This is a genomic window from Pedobacter sp. ok626 (assembly GCF_900100435.1).
Lineage (GTDB): Bacteria > Bacteroidota > Bacteroidia > Sphingobacteriales > Sphingobacteriaceae > Pedobacter.
This window is the reverse complement of the sequence record NZ_FNEX01000014.1, coordinates 163,649-184,078: the sequence shown is the minus strand read 5'-3', so window position 1 is coordinate 184,078 and position 20,430 is coordinate 163,649. Positions and strand designations below refer to the sequence as shown.

At 38.2% G+C, this 20,430-nt stretch carries 20 protein-coding genes; 7 read left to right on the top strand and 13 right to left on the bottom strand.

What is annotated here, in order from left to right:
* The first annotated feature begins 214 nt into the window (after positions 1-214).
* Positions 215-1,477, top strand: a complete 1,263-nt coding sequence (locus tag BLS35_RS19175) for a BamA/TamA family outer membrane protein (RefSeq protein WP_090784323.1) — start codon at positions 215-217, stop codon at positions 1,475-1,477.
* Between the two features lie 16 nt (positions 1,478-1,493).
* Here BLS35_RS19175 and BLS35_RS19170 read toward each other — a convergent pair whose 3' ends face one another.
* Positions 1,494-2,174, bottom strand: a complete 681-nt coding sequence (locus BLS35_RS19170; RefSeq protein WP_090784239.1) for a hypothetical protein — start codon at positions 2,172-2,174, stop codon at positions 1,494-1,496.
* Between the two features lie 118 nt (positions 2,175-2,292).
* Here BLS35_RS19170 and BLS35_RS19165 point away from each other — a divergent pair, with 118 nt between their 5' ends.
* A complete protein-coding gene (locus BLS35_RS19165; protein WP_090784237.1) occupies positions 2,293-3,126 on the top strand; it encodes an AraC family transcriptional regulator in 834 nt (277 codons plus the stop codon).
* A 69-nt stretch (positions 3,127-3,195) separates the two neighbouring features.
* Positions 3,196-3,747, top strand: coding sequence for a YkgB family protein (locus BLS35_RS19160; RefSeq protein WP_254778972.1), 552 nt, complete (start codon positions 3,196-3,198; stop codon positions 3,745-3,747).
* Between the two features lie 14 nt (positions 3,748-3,761).
* On the opposite strand, the gene BLS35_RS19155 is transcribed toward BLS35_RS19160, so the two are convergent.
* The 5 genes from BLS35_RS19155 to BLS35_RS19135 all read right to left on the bottom strand — a co-directional run bounded on the left by BLS35_RS19155 (position 3,762) and on the right by BLS35_RS19135 (position 8,989).
* Positions 3,762-4,583, bottom strand: a complete 822-nt coding sequence (locus tag BLS35_RS19155) for an endonuclease/exonuclease/phosphatase family protein (protein ID WP_090784235.1) — start codon at positions 4,581-4,583, stop codon at positions 3,762-3,764.
* Between the two features lie 33 nt (positions 4,584-4,616).
* Entirely contained in the window at positions 4,617-6,185 is a 1,569-nt protein-coding gene (locus BLS35_RS19150; RefSeq protein ID WP_090784233.1) for an ABC1 kinase family protein, read from the bottom strand.
* Positions 6,186-6,251: 66 nt separating this feature from the next.
* The gene (locus BLS35_RS19145) at positions 6,252-6,740 is read right to left on the bottom strand and encodes a hypothetical protein (protein WP_090784231.1); all 489 of its coding nucleotides are present in this window, start codon (positions 6,738-6,740) and stop codon (positions 6,252-6,254) included.
* An 84-nt stretch (positions 6,741-6,824) separates the two neighbouring features.
* The gene (locus BLS35_RS19140; protein WP_090784226.1) at positions 6,825-8,702 is read right to left on the bottom strand and encodes a gamma-glutamyltransferase family protein; all 1,878 of its coding nucleotides are present in this window, start codon (positions 8,700-8,702) and stop codon (positions 6,825-6,827) included.
* A gap of 62 nt (positions 8,703-8,764) precedes the next feature.
* A complete protein-coding gene (locus BLS35_RS19135; protein ID WP_090784222.1) occupies positions 8,765-8,989 on the bottom strand; it encodes a CDGSH iron-sulfur domain-containing protein in 225 nt (74 codons plus the stop codon).
* Between the two features lie 243 nt (positions 8,990-9,232).
* On the opposite strand from BLS35_RS19135, the gene BLS35_RS19130 reads away from it, so the two are divergent.
* Entirely contained in the window at positions 9,233-10,447 is a 1,215-nt protein-coding gene (locus BLS35_RS19130; RefSeq protein WP_090784219.1) for an MFS transporter, read from the top strand.
* Between the two features lie 14 nt (positions 10,448-10,461).
* Here the strand turns inward: BLS35_RS19130 and BLS35_RS19125 are convergent, their stop codons facing one another.
* Positions 10,462-11,019, bottom strand: a complete 558-nt coding sequence (locus tag BLS35_RS19125) for a GNAT family N-acetyltransferase (RefSeq protein ID WP_090784216.1) — start codon at positions 11,017-11,019, stop codon at positions 10,462-10,464.
* Between the two features lie 72 nt (positions 11,020-11,091).
* Between BLS35_RS19125 and BLS35_RS19120 the strand changes: the two genes are divergently transcribed.
* Complete coding sequence (locus tag BLS35_RS19120; protein ID WP_090784213.1) at positions 11,092-12,024, top strand: NADP-dependent oxidoreductase; 933 nt, start codon at positions 11,092-11,094, stop codon at positions 12,022-12,024.
* A 66-nt stretch (positions 12,025-12,090) separates the two neighbouring features.
* Here the strand turns inward: BLS35_RS19120 and BLS35_RS19115 are convergent, their stop codons facing one another.
* Genes BLS35_RS19115 through BLS35_RS19105 form a run of 3 tightly spaced genes read right to left on the bottom strand, consistent with a single transcriptional unit; the run spans position 12,091 to position 13,747 of the window.
* A complete protein-coding gene (locus tag BLS35_RS19115) occupies positions 12,091-12,387 on the bottom strand; it encodes a Dabb family protein (RefSeq protein WP_090784208.1) in 297 nt (98 codons plus the stop codon).
* Positions 12,384-12,791: a (deoxy)nucleoside triphosphate pyrophosphohydrolase gene (locus tag BLS35_RS19110; protein ID WP_090784205.1), complete on the bottom strand. Its 408-nt coding sequence runs from the start codon at positions 12,789-12,791 to the stop codon at positions 12,384-12,386. The genes BLS35_RS19115 and BLS35_RS19110 overlap by 4 nt, the downstream gene beginning before the upstream one ends.
* Positions 12,792-12,796: 5 nt before the next feature.
* Positions 12,797-13,747, bottom strand: coding sequence for an energy transducer TonB (locus BLS35_RS19105; protein WP_165973347.1), 951 nt, complete (start codon positions 13,745-13,747; stop codon positions 12,797-12,799).
* Positions 13,748-13,846: 99 nt separating this feature from the next.
* Between BLS35_RS19105 and BLS35_RS19100 the strand changes: the two genes are divergently transcribed.
* Positions 13,847-14,584 carry an AcvB/VirJ family lysyl-phosphatidylglycerol hydrolase gene (locus BLS35_RS19100; protein ID WP_090784199.1) on the top strand — a complete coding sequence of 246 codons (738 nt, stop codon included), beginning with the start codon at positions 13,847-13,849 and terminating at the stop codon, positions 14,582-14,584.
* Complete coding sequence (locus BLS35_RS19095; RefSeq protein ID WP_090784197.1) at positions 14,581-15,261, top strand: alpha/beta fold hydrolase; 681 nt, start codon at positions 14,581-14,583, stop codon at positions 15,259-15,261. Before BLS35_RS19100 ends, BLS35_RS19095 begins: the two co-directional genes overlap by 4 nt.
* A gap of 1 nt (position 15,262) precedes the next feature.
* On the opposite strand, the gene BLS35_RS19090 is transcribed toward BLS35_RS19095, so the two are convergent.
* From BLS35_RS19090 to BLS35_RS19080, 3 genes are all read right to left on the bottom strand, one after another.
* Positions 15,263-17,851, bottom strand: a complete 2,589-nt coding sequence (locus tag BLS35_RS19090) for a phosphatidylglycerol lysyltransferase domain-containing protein (protein WP_090784194.1) — start codon at positions 17,849-17,851, stop codon at positions 15,263-15,265.
* A gap of 359 nt (positions 17,852-18,210) precedes the next feature.
* Positions 18,211-20,070, bottom strand: a complete 1,860-nt coding sequence (locus tag BLS35_RS19085) for a M1 family metallopeptidase (protein WP_090784191.1) — start codon at positions 20,068-20,070, stop codon at positions 18,211-18,213.
* Positions 20,071-20,120: 50 nt separating this feature from the next.
* Complete coding sequence (locus tag BLS35_RS19080; protein ID WP_132226023.1) at positions 20,121-20,426, bottom strand: hypothetical protein; 306 nt, start codon at positions 20,424-20,426, stop codon at positions 20,121-20,123.
* Positions 20,427-20,430: the final 4 nt, after the last annotated feature.

Below are 20,430 nucleotides of genomic sequence, written 5' to 3'. Positions count from 1 at the left end.
GTAAACTAATAAGAGAAGCGTTAATAGAATATTCTTCATGTTATGCCGTACCTTGATATACAAAGTTGTTTAAATTAATAATTTTACACCTAATATATATAATATCCCCTATTATATCTTGGTTCTCATATTTGTATTTATCTTTGAGCAAGATCATAACACATTGAAATTTTATCACTTACCCCATATAGACAAAGTACTTAAGCAAGGTATAATGCTATCATTAGCTTTATTAGCTGGATTACAGTACACCTATAGCCAAACTAAGCCATCAGTAGATTCCCTAAAGAACGTTTCTTTAAGAAACGATTCCACACACACTCAGTATGACGTTGGCGATTTGTTTACAAGTATTTTTCATCCAAAAAGAAAACCAGATCCTTTTAAAAAGAAATCGCCAATTACCATTATACCCAATTTCGCCTACAATCCAAGTATAGGTGCTCAGATTGGCATAAAGGCGGTTGCAGGTAAAGTCTTAGGAAAAGACAGGAATACGCTAATGTCAATTGCTGCTACATCAGCATCTATAACTACTAAGGGTATCATTTATTTTTATCTCAATCATAATGTTTACACCCCAGGCAACAAATGGAACCTGCAGGGAAGTTTAGTGGCAGCGAAAACTGTTTTGCCTGATTTTGGATTAGGAATAGGAAATGCTTCCCATGCTAGTGATGCCAATTTTATACTGAGTAATCCAGACCGTAAGCCTTATGTACTTCATGCTGAGTATTACAATTTCAGAGAAAAGATATATAAACAAATTGCGAAGAGTCTCTTTGTTGGCGCTGGTGTATCCTTCGAAATTAGGAGAAAAATCGAAGACCGGTTAAATACGAGTGACCTAACACCATACAATATTTATAGTGATCGCTATGGTTTTAATAGAGATCATTACCAGTCTAATGGCTTACTTTTAAATGTACAATATACTACGCGCGACAATCAAAACCGGGCCTATAAAGGCATTTATGTTGATGCTGGGATTCGTGTAAACCAAACCTGGATGGCAAGTTCTAAAAATGCGGTACAAATTACTACGGATTTCAGAAAGTACTGGAGTTTGTCTGACAGCAATCCTGAACATGTACTTGCCTTTTGGAACTGGGGCTCATATTTAATTAGTGGTGCCCTGCCCTATCTTGAGCTCCCAGGCACAGGAAGAGATACCTACTACCGAAGCGGGAGGGGATATACTGTGACTTACTTTAAAGGCCCCAAATATTTTTACTCGGAATTGGAATATCGCTTTCCAATCTTAAGAAACAAGTTTATAAGTGGGGTAACTTTCGGTAATATCCAAACTGCAAGCGATGATCTAGGTACCAAATTATTTCAACGATGGCAGCCCGGTGGCGGAGCAGGTTTACGAGTGCTATTCAATAAAGCTACACGTACCAATCTATGCCTGGATTATGCCATCGGAAAGTATGGCTCTAAAGGATTCTTTTTGGGCTTAACCGAAGTTTTCTAGTTTCAAAAATTGATCCCTACATATTCAGGTTAGGCATAATTTTTCCGCCTTTAAAATTAAGAGACAAAGTATAAGATTGCTCGTATCTAATTTTAGTACGATCCCATTTGGGCGCCTTTTTTAATGTCTTTAAAACCTCTTCTCTAACCGCTTTGGACAATTGATCGCTTGTTGCCAAATTGGTAAGAGAACCATCTTTTTTGACAACGAATGAAGCAACTAACCAACCATTAGTTGAAGTTGGAGCCTTACATTTCCGCGCCAAATATTCGTGCAATATTTTTAATTCGTCGCTTTTGGGAATCATTGCAACCTTCCCCATGATAAATGACCTATCATTATTGCATATCGAATCTACCCGTTTAGGAACAACAACTTCGCCTAATTTTATTTGCGCATTTGCTTTCTGTCCAACCGTGCCAATGCCAAGAAATACCATAGTGGCCACGCCCCACCTTTTCCAGTAAGGCTTATTTACCGATTCCGAAGAAGCTAATTGTTCATTGCTAAATCTGCCACAAACCTTATCACTGTTTTCCTGCATAATTTTGATAAAATAGGCCGCATTTTTATCTGTCATATCGTATACTTTCTTCTGGCAAGTATTACAAAATCGCCCATCATCTTCCGATTTCATCGAATTCCAATCCTGATTACAGGTAAAACTTAGCTTTGCATTGTTGATTTTTTCTTCCATGATAATATTACTTTAAAACAGGATGCCTAAAAAATATATATTCCATATATTGAAGAAATATATTTTATAGCACTATCGAAGATCTACACTTACGCCGCTATATAAACTCCTATCAAAAATGACAAGTGAAACCCCATACATTCATCAACATAAAGACGAAACTGAACATCACTACCAAGCCAGTCCACTTTATAACATCTTTTTGTTTGAGGGAAAAGGAAGGATAAGTATTGACTTTACCGAATACGATTTCGCCGGCAATATTGTATTGTTTAGCTCTCCCTACCAACTTGTTCGCATTATTGCAGAAACACCCATAAAAGTACGCTCTTTGCAATTCCATGGAGATTTTTACTGCATTGAATACCATAAAAAAGAGGTAGCCTGTAATGGTCTTTTGTTTAATAACATTTACGCAGAGCCATTTGTACAGCTCAGAGAAGAAGACTTTGATGAAATGCATTTATTATTCGATAAACTGGCAGCTGAACTGAATTATAAAGACGATTATTCTAAAGCCGTAATACGTGCCTATTTACAATTAATCCTGGCCATAAGTAGCAAAGCCAAAATAACGAGCGTAACGGTTCCTGAAAATAATTTTGACAATCATTACATCGCTCAATTTAAAGAACTTTTAGAAACCTACTTCCAAAAGGAACGACAACCCTCTTTTTACGCGGCACAGTTAGGTGTTGCAGCGAATACATTTTCTAAAAATTGTAAGACGTATTTCATGAGGTCACCCTCCAATATGATACAAGAACGTGTTATTTTGGAAGCCAAGAAACTGATTCATCTAACCCGCAAAAGCATGAAAAGCATTGCCGCGGAGCTTAACTTTGATGACGAAAACTATTTTAGTCGCTATTTTAAAAAGCATACTGGTGTAACTCCTAGTACATTCAGAGAAAAAGTAGGTATATCTATTGTGGCAGATCTGTCCAGATAATATCCATATCTGTCCATGGTAAAAGCAGTAAAAAACATTGAATTTTGTAATAGAATAAATTTAATGGATATGTTGACTTTTTTAGCAAACGCGCAAGGCCAGTTCTTTAACCTGATGAGAATAGCCATTTTTATTGTAATGGCCTGGATTGGCGGCCTAAAAGCTTTTCAATACGAAGCCGACGGAATTGTACCTTTTGTTGCAAACAGCCCTATAATGAGCTTCTTTTACCACGAAAAAGCACCTGATTATAAAAACTACAAAAATAAAGAAGGTGAAGTCGTTGAAAAAAATATTAAGTGGCACATAAAAAATGGCACCTACACATTTTCTTATGCATTAGGTGCAGCAATCGTGATCATTGGTTTGTTAACCTTTTTAGGCAATTTCAACGCAAAACTAGGACTTACAGGAGCTTTACTCACCTTTGGAATGTCACTAGTTACCCTTAGCTTCCTGATTACCACTAAAGAAACCTGGGTTCCGGATTTAGGCGGGCCAAACCATGGCTTCCCATACCTATCAGCAGCAGGGCGTTTGGTGATTAAAGATGTGATTATGATGGCTGCTGGATTACTCTGTGCATCTGACAGTGCAGTTAAAATCCTTAAAAAAGCATAAGCCGAAATTACTTCCTATTTAGCAATCACATCTAAAGAGAACTGCATATAAATTGGTACATGATCAGAGATTAACCGTGCTGCTCTGAGATCTTCAAAGTCCTGATAAAAATAAACTATTCCTGTTCTCAGTACATTTATGCCTGAGGCTTTGAAGTAGAAATTATCATACTCCGAAGCCAGGCAATTGCCATTAACACATTTCTGCTTTAATGATGTTTTCTGGCCTTTAAAGGCAGAAGTATGCCCAGTCTTTCGCAAAGGATTAAACACCGTATGAGACTGAGGAAGATTAAAGTCACCGCAAAAAATAAGGTTATCAGCGGGATAAAGATCTGGCAGGAATTTAAAATACTTAATCTCTGTTTCTGGTTGCTTTGATATAGGAACTGCATGGAAATTGGCCACAGTAAACGTTTTACGTCCAACAGTAAACCTACAATAATAGGGCTCTCTATCAATCAGAATCCCATAAGTATCTTCCAACCATGCCGCTCCGCTTTTTTTAACTTTACCGGTGTTCCAGATAAAAGCATAACGCTCTTTTGATTTGCCTGTTGGACTTGATGTAGGGTTGCTGATTACATAATCCCAATGGCTCCCCATGCGGTTTAACTCATCTGCTAATCGGGCTACAGCCTGACTACCACCATAGCCTGCTACCACTTCCTGTATAGCGATCACATCGAATTTATTAACGACTTTGGCAATGTAGGCCACCTCATCGTCGTTTTTGGACTTACCAAAGTTTTGTATGTTCCAGGAACCAATGGTTACATTTTGGGAATACGTGGAAAAGCTTATGAATATAAGCAGGAGGAAAATATACTTTTTCAAAATCTGGATCGGAATAAAGCCGCAAATATAGCTTTATTTCATATGATTTACCAAAATCAAAATAGCCCCACTGATCAACAAAGCAGCTGCTATAATTGCCAATACCAACTTAAATACACCCCGATTAAACTGCTTAATCATTTCAGGCATATCCTTTACTTCCTGAATCAACTTTAGCTCTCCACTATTTAACTTTTGAAGTACTGCCTGTGCATCATCAGGCATTGTTTTCAGCAATTCTGTAACAGTATTGATCAACTTCATTCCGTTCTTTTTCAGATTTTCCGGACTAAGTTTCCGCATTGCAATCTGAAATATATAGGGCCTTAAGCTTTCAATAATATTCAAATCGGGTATCAACGCCCGACCAATTCCTTCAATCAATACAATTCCACGAACCAACAAATAAAGATGCGCTGGCATTAAGATTTCGTTCTGATTTAAAATAGCAGAGAACCTTCCTAGAATTTCTTTCACATCAATATGCTGAAGGGAGGCCCCATCAAGTAGATTAAAGAAATGCTGGATATCTTTCTCCAGCTTGCTTTCATCAGGAATATTATAACGTAAAGCCATCTTTTTCAGGGTAGCGATCAGTCTTTTGCTATCCTGCGATATAAAATGAGAAATAAAGTCTTCGAGTAATTCCTTTTCAACCGGCATGATACTGCCCATTGAACCAAAATCTATAAAAGCAATCTGCCCGGTTTTTAAAACCAACAAGTTTCCGGGATGAGGATCGGCATGAAAGAATCCATGTTCCAACACCTGTTTAAGATAAAGATCTAAACCTCTCCGGGCAATGACTTCTGGATCATGCCCCATCTTAATCAAAGCATCCAGATCAGTGATCTTTACCCCCTCTATAAATTCCATACACAAGATGGCATCATTCGACAATTCAGGGTAAACACTGGCCAAATAAATAGACCGATTCCCCTTAAAATCTCTGGAGAAACGTTCGATATTGGCCTGTTCATTTAAGAAAGACAGTTCCTGAAAGATGGACTGCTCGAAGGCCTCTAATACTTGCACAAGGTTGATTCTACGAAAAAGATCACTATAACTAGTCAAAAGACGTGCAACGTCCTTCATGATAAGCATATCGGCGGTCACTACCTCCCTGATCCCCGATCGTCTGATCTTCAAGATCACGTCCTGTCCACCCTTAAGTCGGGCTTTATATACTTGCGAAATGGAAGCAGCAGCAAAAGGTACAGTATTGATCTTTTCAAAGTATTGACCAGGAATAATGTTCAGCTCCTCAGCAATCAATTTTTCTACATCCATCAATTCTGGCTCCACCTTATCCTGCAGCTTTTGCAGCTCAATGATCATCTCAGCAGGTAGTAGGTCTTCCCTGCTACTAAAGGCTTGTCCAAACTTTACATAAGTAGGTCCCAATTCCTCCAGTACCATCCTAATGCGTTCATAGACAGTCAGTGCTGCTGGTACCGAATCTTCTGAACCATTAACAGCTTCGTCGGCAGGCAAAAAACTGCTAAACTGACTCCTGATCAACAACTCCTTAAATCCGTACTTACTAAGTATCCTAACTAGGGAAACAGTCCTCTTGAGTTTGATCTTTTGGTTCTCCATCATATCTATTTAAACACCTTTTAACATGATATGTTACAAGATATGGATAATATGATAAAATTCTTAAGCTTAGTATAGCTGCTTAAAGGACCTCATAAAGACTTCATAATCTTGTGTGGAAACTACTAAGGCAGTTTGATAAAGATTAACAGGATCATTTGACTCATCAAATGACTCAAAGATCAATTTCATGGCATTACTGCCTGCCCTGAAATCTTCGTGAAAGGGAATTACCCTAAGTGTTTTATTAATTTTACGAGTCTTCACAGACAGCTTAATAAAGCCATAGAACTGCTGATAAGTCAGTGTATCCTTTTTTAAAGTGATCGTTTCTGATCCGTAAATATGCCATATGGAATATCTTATAAATAAGATTTCGAAAGCTAAAATGAAGAGCACAATAACGCCTACTCCACCAACTGTAAACAATATGATAACGGCTATCAATAAGATATTTAATAAATACAAAGAGATTTTAAGGGCAAGAGATGGTTGTACTGTAATTGTAGCTGAGAGGCTATCTCCATCGTTATTTACCTTAAATTTCCCTGGTTTCATGCTTATTAAATTAACTGATTATTTTTCGGTCAAAGCTAATAAAACCTTTTAGAATACCCGGTGCAGACAGCTACAATTGTTTTCTTACCATCCTATTCCGTAATCTTCACCATGATTACTTGATCCTCCCCACAAACTCCCATGTTTCCAGTCGAAATAAATTGCATTAATCGGGCCACTGGTCCGATCACCAAAGCTTAAGGTATAGCCCATTTGTTTTAATTCATTCCTAACAGCCCCATTGGTATTCGTGTTCAGTAAAATCTGACCTGGTTTAGGTTCCCTATCGGAAGTCTTAGTTCCGCCCAGCGACAACCACAATTGATTTGAATTAAAATTAGCAGCTTCGGCAGCCTGCTGAACATTCATACCAAACTCTGCCACGTTTAAGAAGAACTGCAAAAGATTCTGATCCTGCGTATCACCTCCCTGAACTGCTGAAGCCAAAAATGGTTTCCCATCCTTAAGTGCCATTGTCGGAGATAGCGTAACCCTTGGTCGCTTACCGGGTGCAACAACATTAAAAGGATTTAATGTCGAATCCAGCACAAAACTTTGCATCCGCTGACTCATCCCTATTCCTGTATTCCCTGCAATACAAGCCGGCAACCAACCTCCACTAGGTGTAATAGAAACTACCCAACCTTCTTTATCAGCTGCCTCCACGGAGGTAGTTCCTCGCCATAACCTATCTTCATAGACTTCCTTAGGAGAATAATTACCCATATCATGCTTAGGTGCAAAATTGCGTTTGGAGGTATCCATCTCGAATCCCCGGTTTTTAAGGAGATTTTTATAAGGATTGACTAATCCCTCAAATGGATAAGGGTCGCCTGGACCTATACCAGCATCATTCTTTACAAACTGAATTAACGAAGCCCGCTGTTTGGCATATGCCTTACTCAACAAGCCCTTTATTGGTTCAATCGGCTTAAAATATGGATCTCCGTAATAAAAATCGCGATCGGCAAATGCAAGGTTCATAGCCTGATATACCGTATGAATGTATTTAGCACTGTTATACCCCATGCTTTTAAGGTCAAAATTCTCCAATATATTCAGGGCTTGTAGCATAACGGGACCTTGCGTCCACTGCTGCATTTTGTACACGTCAATACCTTTATAGTTCACCATGAGTGGTTGTTCTACTAAAGGCTTCCATTTTGCCAAATCTTCCATGGTAATTAATCCGCCTTGCTCCTGACATCCCCTTACAAATTCACGTGCAATGTCGCCCTTATAAAATCGGTCATACGCGGCCATCAAAGCGCCTTTCCGATTTTCACCCTTTTTGTGTGCCGCTTTTTCAGCATCCACCATTTTGTTCAAAGTAAGCAACAGGTCCTTTTGCACAAAAATCTCCCCTGCTTCAGGTGCCTCTCTTTGTTCATTAGCACGTGTTAGAAAAACCTTTTTACTATAAGGCCATTGTTTAATCAATGATTTTTGACGTTCGATGTAATTGGCTGCCTGGGCTTCTATCGGATAACCAGCAGCCATTTGAATGGCTGGAGCAAGCACTTGCTCCAGGGTCATTGTACCATAATTAGCGAGCATATAGATGAGTCCGCCTGGGGTTCCCGGCGTTGTAGCCGCTAAAGGACCGTATTCTGGAGGGAAATTATAACCTTTACTTTTAAAGAATTCTACGGTTGCACCTGTTGGCGCAAAGCCCATCGCATTAATGGCTATTACTTTTTTGGTATGGGGATTATAAATCAATACCTGAGTCTCTCCGCCCCAACTCAGCGTATCCCACATCGTACAGGTAGCTGCCAACATCGCACAGGCAGCATCCACTGCATTTCCTCCGTTTTGGAAAATCATGGCGCCCGCTGTTGCGGCTAATGGCTTGCCAGTAATGGCCATCCAGTTACGTCCATGTAAAACAGGTTTTTGAGTTTGCTGAGCAGATATGGATATAGAGCAGGTAGCAAAAAGAAGCAACAACAGATATTTCATACCAACAGTTATTTATCCTAATAAAGCTAAGATAAATAACTGAAATTGATATTATGTACTAATTAAGCTTTCTTTGGAGGAAGGTCGAACGCAATTGCTTCGTGTTCAAAATTCCCACCATGAGAACCATCGCAAAATGGCTTATTTTTAGAAAGACCACAGCGACAAATACCTAGTGCTGTTCTTCCCTGTAATCCATAAACATTGCCGTTTCTATCAACGATTTCAAAATCGCCTTCGATCTTTACTGAACCGTTATTATTAATTGTAAGTTTTGTTTTTGACATGTAATATTAATTTGTTGCAAAAATAGAATAATGACTAGAGAGTATGGGATCTCATTTTAATTTAGAACCGTTATCTATTGCCCATTATTACGCATACCATCAATTGTCTGTTTTTGTAATCCAGATGAAGGAATAAAATATGAAATTAGCAAGATGTAATTATTACACTAAGGTGTTAAAAAATATATACCATGGAATTTTGAAAGGCTAACTTTGACCCGTCAAAATAACATCACACATACTTTGAGCAACATAAAAACACTTAAAAAAGAGCACCAAGGAATCTCCACCTTACTTGCTTTCGCTTTACTACCTCTATCTGGTTTTGCTACAGATATTTATATACCGTCATTACCTACCATGGCTACAACTATGGGGGTGAGTAGCTTGCAGGTACAGCTAACATTGAGCTTATTTTTAATCAGCTACGGCATTTCTCAGCTCTTTATAGGTAGTGTACTAGACAGCTTCGGTAGGTACAAATTAAGCCTAATTTCTCTCGTAATTTTTGCAGCAGCCAGTATTATCATTGCCAATACCCACAACATTTATCTGATTTACCTGATGCGAATCATACATGGCTTTACGGTTGGTACAATTATCGTTGCCAAGCGTGCCTATTTCGTAGACCTGTTTACCGGAGATAAACTAAAACATTACTTAAGCCTTTTTTCCATTATATGGTCTACCGGTCCAATTGTAGCCCCTTTTTTAGGTGGCTATTTACAAACTGCATTTGGTTGGGAATCTAACTTCTATTTCCTGGCTATACTAGCTATCGTATTAGCTATTCTGGAACTTATTTACAGTGGTGAAAGTCTAAGTCACTTTTCTGAATTCTCTCTAAAAAAGATTACCGGTATATATATAACCATGATAAAAACAGCCAGTTTTAGTCTTGGTATTGTGATGCTTGGTTTAGCCTACAGTATGGTGATGATCTATAACATGACCGGTCCATTTATTATAGAACACCACTTAAACCTTACTCCGGTAGTTGCTGGCTATAGTTCTCTGATATTGGGTTTTGCATGGATGGTTGGTGGTTTCATTGGCAAGGCAACGATAAACAAGCCTTTCTTTAGAAAGATGACTACAAACCTCTTATTTCAAGGCATATTTGTACTCAGCATGATTGTTACCATTCAGTTTATTTCGAGTCTGTATAGCCTGGTATTATTTGCCTTTTTAATTCATGTAACAGCGGGTTACATATTCAATAACTACTTTACTTTTTGCCTGGGCTTATTCCCTAAAAATGCAGGAATTGCCAGTGGTTTAACCGGTGGCATTACCTATGTAATTGTATCCTTTTTAAGTTATGGAATCATTTCGATTTTGCCGGCGAAAGATGAGCATCACCTTAGTGCGAGCTATTTAATCATCACCATTTTATCGGCAATAATTATGTTCACAATCTTTAAAATGGCGAATAAAAAGACAGTGCTTAATGCATAATCGGCTAAGTATTATTACTTAGTGATTTGCATGTGAAAATAGCGACTGCCAATGAAATCTCTTTCTTTTACAACTCTAAAGCCTAAGCTTGTATACAGTTTTTCGGCTTTAGGGTTTTCTTTACTTACCAGTAGGCCGATAGCACGATGACCGTGGGCAGCGGCATAATCTACCATAGCCTTAATCAATTCTTTTCCAATACCCTTACCCTGCTTACCTGGAGCAACACTAATGCAGTCGATATAATATTCTCCTGCTTGCGTTTCTGCCTCCAGATCCTGCTTAAAGCCATAAGTTTTTTGAATGTAATCTAAAAAAGGAGCTCTTAACACTTCGAGATCGGCACCGTCATAAGCATTGATCATTCCCCCTATTTCTCCTTCCTCCTCATACACCAAAGTATTTTCATAGCTGTACTGATTACATGGCAATGCAGCAAATCTTTCAAATAAAGGAACCGCCTCATAAGGGTCTGTTGAACCTATGAATTTGGCAGCAAGTCCATCCATTGCCTGAATAATCAATTTAGCCAGTTGATTTGCGTCAGTGGGAAGTGCTTCTCGAATTATCATAAACGAAGCTAATTAAAATCAATGTAAAAACAGTGATAGGTTTTAATTGTTATCCCACAAACAATAACTAACATGAAAGCAGTTCAAATCTATAAATTCGGTGGCATTGGCGAATTAAAATATGAGGATGCACCTAAACCTGAAATCAAGCCAGATGAAGTACTAATTAAGGTTTATGCAACAAGCATCAACCCAGTGGATTGGAAAGTCAGAGAAGGACACATGCCGGGCTCCGAGAAAAGAACCTTCCCCATCATTCTTGGCTGGGACGTATCCGGCACCATAGAAATGGCAGGATCAGAAGTTAAGGGATTTAAGAAAGGTGATGCGGTATACGCCCGTCCAAATGTATCCAGAAATGGCACTTATGCTGAATATGTAGCCGTCAATCCTGCTGAAATTGCACTAAAACCTAAATCAATAGATCATATTCACGCAGCAGCTGTTCCATTAGCCGGTTTAACCGCTTGGCAAGGTTTGTTTGATCATGGAAAGCTTGAAGCCGGGCAGAAAGTGCTCATACATGCTGCTGCAGGTGGTGTTGGTACTTATGCCGTACAATTAGCCAAATGGAAAGGTGCCTATGTAATCGGCACTGCATCACAAGAGAATCTGGATTTTTTAAAAAAACTTGGAGTTGATGAGGTAATAGATTACAAAAATGAAGCCTTTGAGACTAAATTAAAAGATTTGGACCTGGTATTTGATCTTGTTGGGGGCGACGCGCAAATGAAATCACTCGAAGTACTGAAACCTGGAGGAATTTTAGTAACCACTGTGGGGCTAAGAGATGAAGCCGCAGTTACAGCAAAAGGAATGATTGGAGCACAATACATGGCACAATCCAGTCCAGAAGATTTAACCAGTCTAGCAAACCTGATAGACGAAGGAAAGCTTAAACCCATTATCGCAGAGGTATTAACTTTACCACAGGCAGCGGAAGCGCAACAAAAAAGTGAAGCTGGCCATACCCGAGGCAAAATAGTATTAAAAGTTGCTCAATAAGCCGTTTAGCTATAAGCTGACCGGAAGAATCAGTTCTGCCAGTCAGCTTTTTTTTAATTCAAAGCACTAATGTGCGTCGTATATAATTACTTTTTCAAAAAGTACTCTAAACTGGTCTAAAAATGCTTTGTGTACTTCATGCACCTGGTATACATCGTGTCCAGCAAGATCATCAAAAAACAAAACCAGCGAAAAAGTATAAGTTGTATCTACAACAGCGCGCTCAATTGGTGCAGGTGTACCAATATGAATGGTTTTAATCACTTCAATATTTTCAAGTGATTCTAAACCTTTGCGGAAAGCATTTTTTTGATCTTCAGATGTGTCGGCTTTTAGCCAGAATAATACGTGATGAGCTATCATTTTATTTCTTTTTTTTGGCGAATATAATCACTTACAATCGGAATATCTGCTTCAGCCCAGTCTAAGCTTAATAATTCATCTATCGCTACCCAATGGCACATCTCATGTTCTCTTAAAACAATTTCTCCATCCTTTATCCGACAGATAAAAGGAATCAAATTAATGGAGAAATCTGAATAGCTATGCTGGTTTGCTGACAGGCTAGATATGATTTCAATGTTCACATCCAGCTCCTCCTTAATTTCCCGGATCAAACACGCTTCAGGGCGCTCCCCTGGTTCCACTTTTCCGCCAGGAAACTCCATTTTCAATGGGAGCTTCATCTGTGCACCACGTTGGGCTACTAAAACTTTAGCAGCCTCATTTTCTATAATCGCACAGGTTACATCTATAAAAACAGCCATTATTTTTAACTAACTGTAAACATAATCGGTATATTAAAGGGTACATTAACAGGAATTCCCCTTTCTACCCCTGGTTCCCAAGGTGGAGACACACTCATTACACGAATAGCTTCTTTTGTCAGACTGGGATGTGGACTACTTAGCACTTTTATATCGCTAATAGTCCCATCTTTTAATATCTGAAATCTTAAATACACCTTGCCTTGTATGCGCTGAGTGTAACACTCTGATGGATATTTAACATTCTTTGTCAGGTACTTGTAGAATTCTTTCATCCCCCCTTTAAACTCAGGCTGGATATGAGTCTTTGTATAGGGATACTGCTTACTAGCGCGATCGGTACTTTCGCCCGAAACCAATTTACCAAGGGCATAAGTCTCGGTATAATGCACACCACTCTTCTTCCAACCACCTCTCCAAACTCCATCATAAACCCCGTCCTTTATGGCTCCACTTTCAATGATCTCTTTAAAATCCTTGTCATAAAACCCACAAATGCCATTCCCATTAACCACTATACTCTTCCCTGTCGAATCGTTAACAGTCTTAATATAAGTCTTTACCTCATCTTTGATATTTGCATAGGCAATTTCAGTATACAAATTCCCATTGGGGTAATAATGATATACCGTATCTACCAACTTTCCTTTACGGTAATTCCCCAGCAGTTTCTTCTTTCCATTTTTATAATAAGAAATATACTGTCCCTCATAAACTGGGGGATCTATTTTACTGGAAAGTCCTTTACTTTTGGTGCTGCCATCCAGATAATGCTCATTTACAATATATAAAACCGATCCCGGATCAGGTTCCTGTACAATTCGTAAATAATCAGCGCTATCGCGGATTTTCACATACTGCCCGTTATTTTTTAAGAAGTAAAGGTTTTGTTTTTGCGCATTTGCGCTTAAACCAATTGCCATGAAAGAGAAAAACAGAGCGAATATTTTATTCATACATAAATTAATAACTACTGTAAGGTAATACATTTTTCATTTTAGGGAACAATATTTGTAAAGAAAAACTAAGTAAATCAGTCAAAAATAATAAACTCAATGTTTAGTAAACCCTTGAATATTCTATTTATAACAGGCTTAATCAGCCTATCTAGTTGTAGTTTATTAAAGCGAGACAGGGTTACCCGACACAATGGAATACAACGCTCCGATTTCGATTTGCCAGTATTTGCATACCCAGCACCAGATAGCCTTAAAAGCAACACCTTAGTTTTAATCCTTTCAGGAGATGGGGGCTGGATGGATTTCGAAGATGAGATCTCCCTTAAATTTTCTGGTTCAGGATTTAACACCGTTGGCTTCAACTCCCGTGATTATTTTTGGGAAGGCAAGACACCAAGAAAAACCGCAGAAGACATTGCTATGTTGCTGATGGTCTATGTAAGGCAATATAGACCCGAAAAGATCTTTCTTTGTGGTTATTCTTTTGGTGCTGATGTTATACCATTTATATACAATAGACTTCATCCCCGCCTAAAAAGCAGAGTTGCGGCGCTTGGCATGCTCTCTCCATTTGCAACATCAGATTTTAAGGTCCGTACCTCCGACTTACTTAACATTGCCAAGGACAATAAAAAATATAATGTAAAAACAGAGGTGGACAAAATTAAAATACCAATCTACTGTTTCTACGGAAAAGATGAAGACCCTAGAGCATTGGAAGGAGTCATAAAATCAAACTTTTATGTTAAATTAATCCCCGGAGATCACAGTTACGATCAAACCTCATTTAGCGAGATCATAGCCACCATAACTAGAGGAGTAAACCAAAAATGAAACTTATAGCCGTACTTTTTTTAGTGTTTTTTTTCAATTTTGTTCAAGTCGATGCCCAAACAACTGAGTACCCTATTCACGTACAGCTTAAAAACACCAATAAACCAGTTCTGGTATTCTTAACAGGCGATGGTGGCTGGAATACATTTTCTAAACAGCTCGTAGATGAGTTTGGTAAAAATGGATACTCCGTAATTTCATTGGATACTAGAAAATATTTTTGGGAACAAAAAACACCCGTTCAATTTGGGGCAGATATGAATATCATCATTACCAATTACCTAAAGCAATGGAATAAAGATACTTTCGACATAATAGGTTATTCTTTTGGTGCAGAAGTGGCAGCATTCCTGCCTTCAAATCTACCTGCTTCCACGGCAGAGAAAATAAAAAGTCTAGTCTTACTCTCTCCTGGTTTTTCAAATAGCTTCGAAGTCAAGTTTATCAATATGCTAAACGCAAAATATACCAATAAGGATAAATACAAAGTATACCCGGAGCTCCTAAAAATAAAAGTTCCTGTATTTTGTATTTATGGAGATGACGAGCGAACAGATAGCAGTCAGGAATTAAAGGAAACCAATAACATCCGGAAAATAACCATTCCAGGCTCCCATCATTATGGAGATGATATAAAAGCAGTAGCGGGTAGTGTAATAAAATGCTTAGTAAACTAGCTTAATTACCTTCAGAGACTCTTTTTAAAGCTGAAGGCACTTGTAAAAGGTGGTAATTATGACTATAAATCAAATACTTCTTGTTCCAGTTTGGGTAGAATTTCTCTTTATATTTTCTTAGGCCTTTAAACTGGCCAAACATTTTAAAATTCTCGTAGGCATATTTAATCGTTTTCTGGGTGATGTTCACCTTCTCCATGCCAGACAGCGGTGCAAGTCCCATGTTTACAGCCGTGTATCCCTCCTCTTTCAAATAAATAAAAGTCTTAGCCAACAGCATATCCAGGACACCATTAGGTGCATCACATACCTTTCTAATCAAATCATAAGTCGCCTCACCTGGTACATAATCTGGAATTAAGTTCAAAAATGCGTACACCTTCTCTTCTTCATCCTCTACAGTAATAATGGTTTGCGCTTTTAAAATACTGGTATCAAAAACACCTTGTGTAAAAGCTACCTCCTTTTGCTTCAACTCATCCAGCCAATTATCAGACACCTTTTCTAATTTCTGCAACAAACCTTCTTTTATGGGTTCCTTATATACTTTGAAACAATAGCCTTCCGCTGTCAGCCTGCTTATCGCACTTCTGGTGGTTTTCATTTTACCACCATCGAGTGTAAAAGTGGTAAGATTCAATACGGCCTCCTCGCCAATAGGAATATGCTTATATTTCATGGCAGTATACATGCCTAAGGAATGTTCAGGAACTCTATAATAAGCGCTTATAAAGCCATTTTGCGCACAGAATTCTTCAAATGAAGCAATCATAGCTGTTTGCTCAGCCTCGTTCTCAGCAACAGGATTTTCCAATACTATTGCAAAATGACGGGTAAGCTTAAAGCTGATAAAAGCAGTTTTACTTGCGTTAAAAAACAGAAATTTGTCAGGGTATACCTTGAAATAATCCAAAGCTGATGTGCCGTATTTATCTAATAACCTCCTGGCGAGATCAAAATCTTCTGTTGAGTTGTAGGGTTTAGAAAAGTAAGGTCTAAATACGCTAAAAACAACAAAAAGTATCACCGCCGCCCCAGATATGTATATAGAATCCTGAAAGCGCTCACCAAATCGGGTAAGCGGCGTCATGCCATGATCATCAATTAAAAAGAACAATTGCAATACAGCCTTCAACGCCTGCATAATATGAAAATCAATCCCAAAATGTCTTTTATCTATAAAATAAAAGCCCAATACACCATATGCCAACACAGCAAGTATGGCATATATTAAAACCATGTAATCAATAGCAACCAATCGGGCATTTGGCCGAAGTCTATAAGAGTTACGCGTATATATCAACACAGAACACGCTATAAATGCCAACACTGCTTCTTCGTAATCTGCAGCCTTAATCAAGTGTCCAAATAAAGAGAAAACCGTTAGAAATATAGCTGCATACCAGGCACGCTTAGATCCTTGCAATAAAAATATACTGATGATAACCAGGATCAAACCAAAAACTAATACAAGTGTATTACTGGTTACGATTAAATCTTCTGGCAACAAGTTCTTAACCATCCGCAAACGTGTAGGTATAGCTGGGGTAATGGCAGATATGATATTCACAATACCCAAAACAAGGATTATACAGGCGGGTAATATCCTAAGGATCACATTGTCCTTCTTTGTAATAAAGCTGAACAAACCAGCAAGTAAGGGCAACCAAAATTCGAAGAACCTAAATAACAAGGTGATGGTTGCTGCAGCGAGAATGGGAAAACCAAACTGCTGCAACACAAAGGTGAGTGACACTTCTATTGCTCCTAAACCTCTTAAAAAGGGCGAAGCTATCAATAGGATCACCATCACAATATAACCAATTATTGCAGCAGGCCAGCTGGCATCAAGCCCCAGTGCTAACATAGCTATATAAAGATGAATAATACCAATTACTTCGATGCCTATAGAAACAAAAAGGGTAATCCAAAACTGCCTTCTAATGATCTTTTCATTAATCATATCATCCAATACAGTAGATAGTGAAGGTCTTATTCTGGAGAGCCAACCATAAGCTTTACCTTTTATAGATATAGAATAAATCAGCAAAATAAATGCAGCAGTAAGTAGCAAAAGAAACACAAAACTCAACAGTTCAGCTGTTCCAATTTTGGTAAACAATAAAGCTATGGCCAATACAGGAATAGCCACAACAACCACAGATAAAATACTACAAAAGCCAAATAATGTAGATGCCAGGTGTATTTGCGACTTGGTTATTCCCTTTTTTTCAATCTCCTTCGTAAAAAAAACCAATGAAGAAAATCCACCGGCGGGTAGAAAAATGCTTACCAAATTCCTCTTCAGAAACAATTGTGTAGCCAGTGTTAGTGGCAAAGGCTTGTTTAGGGCCTTAAAACTGTGCACATACATTAAGCCCTGTGCTGCAATGTACACAAGAGTTAAAACTATGCCCAAAAATATATACAGTGGATGGCTCCTACTCAGCTGGTCTTTAATCTTGATTACTTCAATGTGTTCCTGTCGGATAAAGAATATTGCCATAGCAATCATAAAAATCGCTACAAACAGCTGCCAAAAGAATTTATTATAAACAAGTTTAGATATATATAACTTGGCTTTATTCATATTGCAATTGTAAAAAAAGAATATCAATTCAGTATCTTTTTTCTAAGCTTTAATTTGCCCGAATCACTAAAACTCTTAGTAACAACGACTAAACTTAAAAATAGTTATTATCAGGCAGTATACAAAGGCGACCAAAGGGCTTTAAATGAGAAACGGGAATAAGTCGGAGAGACTATTCCCGTTTATAAGGTCGATCCACCACAGATCAACCTAAACCAAACTAAACCGTTTCATTAAAGACAAACTCTGTGCCAATAATTAAAAACGGATAAAATTAGCTTTAATACTATTTTAAGGACAGATATATGTAGCATAAGACATCAGTTTGTCCAGAAAAACTAACGGCCTATCTAAATGTCCTATTTCAACAACTTATCAATAGCCAGATAAGTCATAGGATGATAATTTGGTCTTGCTAATTTGTAAATATCTCTTGCTCTTTTTAATCCTTCATGTGTAGCCATCATTTCTTTATACAATGGAATAATGTGCCACATCCTTCCATTCTCGAGCAAGTAAGCCTTAATGCGTGCATCGGCAGCTGTATAATGATGACGTATAGCCAACTCATACCAAGCCAATTGTATATCTGTATTGTTAGAAGTGGTAAAACCAAATTCAGCATCCAACGCAGCCATATCTTTAGCGGTCAGCGTAGCTGGTAGCTGACTAATGAAATAACGTCTTTCATTGCTCGATACGATTTCCTTACTCAAGCCTTTTACAGCGCCAGTTTTACGCCAGTTGACAACTGATGCATCAATAGCTTTAAAGCGCGCAGAGCCAACCGCAGCTACATTAGCTGGAATACCAGTACCGTATACCCATTTCTGAATGTCGATCTTATCCTCAAGCGCTTTATCACCCTTGATCAGGTTTTTATTGAGGTAATCCAAAAACTGTTCAGTAGTTAAAGACTGGAAAGCATGACCATCAAAATATCCTCTTAAAAAAGCATCAAACTTTTCTCTGCCTACAGCCGCTTCAATCGTCTTTAAAAAGAAAAAGCCTTTTTCGTAAGCAATATCGTTTGTTCCTTCATCTGGATTGCGACCAGTGTAATCCGTTTTTAAATAGGTATCTTTATTATCAGCCCCCATATCTTTCACAGCAGCTTCCAAAGCTTGTTTTGCAAATACTTCTTGCATTTCAGCTTCGTTTTTACCGTATAACTCTTCATCCATCCGACGCTCGAAATAATTGGTGAAGCCTTCATTTAACCAGAAGTCATTCCAGGTAGCATTTGTAACCAGATTGCCACTCCAGCTATGGGCCAGTTCATGACATATAATACTCACCAATGAACGATCACCAGCTATTATAGTTGGAGTTATAAAAGTTAGGTTAGGATTTTCCATCCCTCCAAAAGGAAAACTTGGGGGCAATACCAACAAATCGTATCTACCCCATCTGTATGGGCCATAAAGCTTTTCTGCAGCATGTACCATTTTGCCCATATCAGCAAATTCCCATGTTGCTTTTTCCAATACTGAAGGTTCAGCATACACACCAGTGCGTTCATCTACAGCCTTAAAGGCTATATCCCCTACTGCAAGTGCTAATAAATAAGAAGGGATGGGATGTACCTGCTTAAACTGATAAATACCGGAACTATTTTTAGCCTGTGGATTTTCAGCACTCATTAAAGCCAGTAAATCTGCCGGTACTTGTACCGTAGCATTATAAGTAAATCTAATCCCGGGACTATCCTGACAAGGCACCCAGCTACGTGCTGCTATGCTTTCTGATTGCGTAAAAAGATACGGTCGTTTCTTTCCGGCGGTTTGTTGCGGATTAAGCCATTGTAAAGCACTTGCATCTTTACCTGTTGTATAGTAAATATTGATCAACTTAGTTTCAGGAGCGATTGCGACTTTTAAAGCCTTACCTAAATATTCTGTTTCGGAACCAAATGTAAAGGTCGTTTCCTTCTCGTCAGCTCCTAATGTAATTTTTTCAATATTCAACTTACTATCATCAAATATAATCTCCTGAGCCTTAGCCTTGTTATTAATTGTCCAGATTGCCTTTCCAGTGATTTGCTGTTGCTCAAAATTAACCTTTAAATCAAGGTCAAGGTGTGTTACATAAGCTATTGATGGCTTAGAAAAGGAATGCGGATCATCAACCATAACCTGGTTTTCAGTAGTAGTTTTTTTAGTATTCTGCTGACATGATAAAATCATCAGAATGGGAATCATTAAAGTTAGTCGTTTCATGAAATAAGATTTGCCTACGCAATCTATAATTTTTTTTATTGGGGGAATACCTATTTATTGCTTACTTCCTGCACATCAATAAATTCAGGACCACCATCAATCGGATAACCAGCTACCTTCACACCTTTTACAGTTACCTCTTTTCCTTCATAATCTTTAAGGTTAACTCTAGTACTTTTTAATGCATAAGTTTTATTAGCGGAGTTTATGGTATGTGTTCCATACTGAAAGGTAGTCATCCCCAAAGGCTCAACTTTTCCCTGTAAAATTACCAGATTCTTATCTGTCCCTGATTTTACGCTAGAGCAGCCTGCTATAGCAAGGCCAACCACTAACAACAATACAATTTTTTTCATATTC